2 pseudogenes are annotated in these 319 nt (G+C 42.3%); one reads left to right on the forward strand and one right to left on the reverse strand.

The window, feature by feature from the left end:
- Positions 1-68: pseudogene (locus tag A3712_RS27355) on the forward strand (YitT family protein); the annotation flags it as partial.
- Positions 69-164: 96 nt separating this feature from the next.
- Here A3712_RS27355 and A3712_RS26690 read toward each other — a convergent pair.
- Positions 165-319, reverse strand: a pseudogene (locus tag A3712_RS26690) (RNA polymerase sigma factor SigZ); the annotation flags it as partial.

A 319-nucleotide genomic window follows, 5' to 3' on the forward strand; every position in this document is an offset into this window, starting at 1 on the left:
ACCTGATTCTCGTGATGAATCATAAACCTGGGCGCTACCAACCGGTTGTAAAAGCGGAAGCGGCTTAGCGAACTTGAGTCTAAGCCTATATTACAACCAATAAAAAACAACAAAGCCAGCATCAATAGCTGGCTTTGTTCTATGTGAAAATAGTCATTCAACACTTAGCAGTTGCCACAACCGGATTCCGGTTTGAGCTCGCAATCAATCACATTACCTTGTTTGTCTAGCGACAAGTTGCAGCACTGTTCAAATAGATTCTTAAGATCGCCACGGCTTTTCTGAACACGAGGTTTAATGGTCGAATAACTGACGTTTT

The organism is Vibrio sp. HI00D65 (assembly GCF_001635455.1).
Lineage (GTDB): Bacteria > Pseudomonadota > Gammaproteobacteria > Enterobacterales > Vibrionaceae > Vibrio.